Source organism: Leptolyngbya sp. FACHB-36, from assembly GCF_014695955.1.
Classification (GTDB): domain Bacteria; phylum Cyanobacteriota; class Cyanobacteriia; order Leptolyngbyales; family Leptolyngbyaceae; genus FACHB-36.
The window spans coordinates 1-3,693 of the sequence record NZ_JACJPG010000147.1; the positions used below are offsets into that span (position 1 = coordinate 1).

At 51.2% G+C, this 3,693-nt stretch carries 2 protein-coding genes; both read right to left on the bottom strand.

What is annotated here, in order from left to right:
• Nucleotides 1-781, bottom strand: a 781-nt coding sequence (locus tag H6F43_RS02110) for a polyketide synthase (RefSeq protein WP_190340362.1), incomplete at its 3' end; no start/stop codon positions are given.
• Between the two features lie 163 nt (nucleotides 782-944).
• The coding region (locus tag H6F43_RS02115) for a non-ribosomal peptide synthetase (protein ID WP_190340363.1) at nucleotides 945-3,693 on the bottom strand (2,749 nt) is incomplete at its 5' end.

Here is a 3,693-nt window from a genome sequence, read left to right on the forward strand (position 1 = left end):
GATCGGCGATCGCATCGTCTAATCGCTTCAACACAACCACACCGATCCCATTGCCGCCAACGGTGCCATTAGCCTTGCAGGCAAACGCTCGGCAGTGCCCGTCGGGAGAAACGATTTCGTCGGGAGACAACGTTAATTCACTTTGTGGCACTTTCACGGCAACGCCTGCGGCCAATGCCATGTCGCATTCTCCACTCAGCAGGCTTTGACAAGCCAAATGCACGGCTACCAGCGAGCTTGAGCAGGCTGTACCAACACTAATGCTGGGTCCTTTCAGGTTTAATTTATAGGAAACGCGGGTGGGTAGATAATCTTTATCGACGCCGACTAAGGTTTGCAGAAAGCCTCTGGACTCGATTAAGCCTGGGTTGGGACTGAGGTTGTACAGCAGGTAGGTGCCCATGCCGACTCCAGCGAAAACGCCGATCGGTCGTTCTTCGGTTTCGGAGCGATAGCCTGCGGTTTCGAGGGCTTCCCAAGCGCACTCCAGGAAGAGGCGATGTTGGGGATCCATCGCTTCGGCTTCTCTGGGGTTAAAGCCAAAGAATGCGGCGTCAAATTGATCAACGTGGTTGAGGGTTGCGCCTGCGCGGATGATTGGGGTTGGTGGATGTGGGTTAGTTGAATCGGGAGGAGTGGATGGTTGGGGATTTGGGAAGGGGGAAATTAATTCGGTGCCGGACTGGAGGTTTTTCCAAAAATCGTCGATCGTGTTGCTGCCGGGAAAGCGTCCGGAGAGACCGATGACTGCGATTTCTAAGCCGTTTTGGTCGGGACTCATGATGATTGGGCTGGAAGGTGGTTTGTATATCTTGGCTGCGTTGATAGGCTATTCCGGGGGACTTCCCCCCGTTCCCCCGCTATGTGGGGTCCTAACTCCCCCACGCTCCCCGAAAGGTACTGTGGGGTGGTGTTTAGAGGGATGTGGGATATAAGCAACTCAGTTATTTTTGAGTCAATCTTGATTTCTCGAAGCGTTGCTTAAGTCGATTTTTTCCCTGACTTACTTTCTGTGTTTCTGCAAGCTGTTGTTGAGTTGAGATGGTTATCTTTTGGGTTTGAAGTAACCGTTGAGCTAAGGTTCTTACGGTTGGATAGCTGAATAGATCAACGAGTGAAATCGATCGCGTTTCCTGGGGCAAAACGGCTGTAATCTGCCTGTAAACGGTTGTGATTAGGAGTGAGTTAGCGCCGAGGTCAAAGAAATTATCGGTAACGCTGACGTTGTTAAGCTGCAATACGTCTTGGAAGACTGCAGCGATCGTCTGCTCAATGGCATCTTTGGGAGCCGTATAAGTTGTCGATCGTGTTTGAAATGGAGCATTGTGGGTGGGAAGCGCGTTGCGATCAACTTTGCCATTGGCTGATAGCGGTAGGGCATCCAGAAACAGAAAGCTGGAGGGCACCATGTAATCGGGGAGTTTACGGCTGAGCAGTTGGCTAAGTTCGTCAACGGTTAGCGGGATTTCGCCACTGGGCACAACGTAGGCAACTAGTTGCGCGTTCTGCTGTTCGCCAATGATTTTTACAACGGCAGCGTGTACGCCTGGATGCTGACTCAAAGCGGCTTCAATTTCTCCAGCTTCAATGCGGTAGCCACGCAGCTTAATTTGAAAATCGACTCGTCTCAAAAATTCAATGTTGCCATCGGGTAAATAGCGACCGAGATCGCCAGTTCGGTAGAGCCGTTCGCCTGTGCGGGGATGGGTGATGAACTGCGCGATCGTTTTTGCTTCGTCTCGCCAGTAGCCTTTTGCCAACTGCACTCCTGCACAATACATCTGACCCGGAACCCAGACGGGGCAGTCTTCTAAAGCATCATTCAAAATGTAATATTTTGAGTTAGCCATTGGCTGACCATAAGGAATGCTTTTCCAGGCCGGGTCAATCTCCCCAACGTCGTAGCCAATATTCCAAATCGTTGTTTCAGTCGGTCCACCGATGCTGAGCAGTTGAATATTTGGCGCCAACGCTCTCAAACGGTTGGGCAGAGAGACTGACAGCCAATCTCCACCCAAAATTGCTAGACGTAAATTGGAGCAGAATGCTTCGGAGCGATCGCCTAGCGCAGTTACGAACATGTCCATCATGGCGGGAACCGAGTTCCACATCGTCACCTGCTGCTGCTGAATTAGTTCCGCCCAATGGAGGGGATCTTTAACTGAGCGGGCATCGGGCAGGACGATCGCGCCTCCTGCACGCAGCAGCCCAAAGATGTCATAGACCGATAAATCATGATTGAGTGCAGTTAGGGCTAGTATGCGATCGTCAGGACCGACCTGAAACCGTTGGTTCATGTAGATTACAACGTTGGCAACATTGCGGTGTGTAATCATTACCCCTTTAGGCAGACCTGTAGAACCGGAGGTGTAAATCACATAGGCTAGATCACCCGGAGTTTGAACAGGTTGAAGTGGCTCCTGACTCTCTGTGGCAAAGTCTTCACTATCGATGCACAAACGCTGAATGCTTTCAGTCCAAGACAATGTTTCATTCAGCCAAGATTGCGTCAGAGCAAGTTTAACGTCGCTATTGTTGAGTAAATACTGCAAGCGTTCTGGTGGCAGTTCTGGAGCGATGGGAACGTAGGCAGCACCGGCTGCTAAAATGCCCATGACGGCAACAATTTGTTCCCATCCTTTTTCCATCACCACACCAATTAATTGGTTAGGACTCGCGCCTAGATGCCGCAATCGATGACCTACTTGATTGGAGCGATCGAACAACTCCTGGTAAGTTAATGTGCGTTGAGACGTGATTACGGCTGGTCGATCGGGATTCTGTCGCACCTGCTCGGTAAATAGCTGATGCAATAGCACATCAGGAATGGATGCATCAGTGGCATTGATGGTCATTCGCTGGGTCAGCTGGTTAAGCGGCAGCAGCTGGCGGGTTGGCTCTAGCCAAACGGCATCTGACACCGCTAGCTGGTTAAGCAAACGGCAGTAGGACTGAAACATGTCTGCAATCAAGCCTTCCGGGAACAGTTCTTCGACCACATCCCAGTTGAAGCTTAACGTCTCTTTTTCTTCCCAGACTTGCACATCCATCCAGGCTTGAGAGGCTTGGCTAATGCCGTAAACCAACTCGCCAAAATGACTGAAGGTTAATGTTTCCTGACCGATCGCCGCAAATCCTAATGTACTGGTAAAAATCACCGGCATCGCATTCGGGACGCTGCCTCTGCGTCGAGTTAATTCTCGCGTCACCCGCACCCCGCTGAAGTAGCGATGCTCCAAATCCTGCCAGAGTTGGTTCTGGATACGAATGGCTCGATCGCGAAAGGATTCACTGGCGGAGTTGTCTACCGCTAACAGCGTCACAGAGGTAAAGTCACCCAAGATGTGATTGACTTGGGGATGCATGGGCAGACGATTGAACAACGCCAGATTGAGCGTGAATTGAGGGTTTCTGCTCCATAGCGTTAGGATTTCAGCAAATGCAGCTAGTAATAAACCAGAGGGAGTCAGTCCAATATGGGTTGCTTTCTGCTTGAGTTGTTGCCACTCCGCTGGTGCTAGCTGTGCTTGATAGCGGCGGCAGTGGTGCTGTTTCAGTTCTTTCGGGTTCTGCGCCAGTGGCAAATCTGGGGCAGGCGGCAGCGTATCAATGCGGTTGAGCCAATAGTCCTGCGATCGTTGATACAGCTTGGTTTGAGGCAGAGATTGCTCCGCCAGCACATAATCGCGGAAG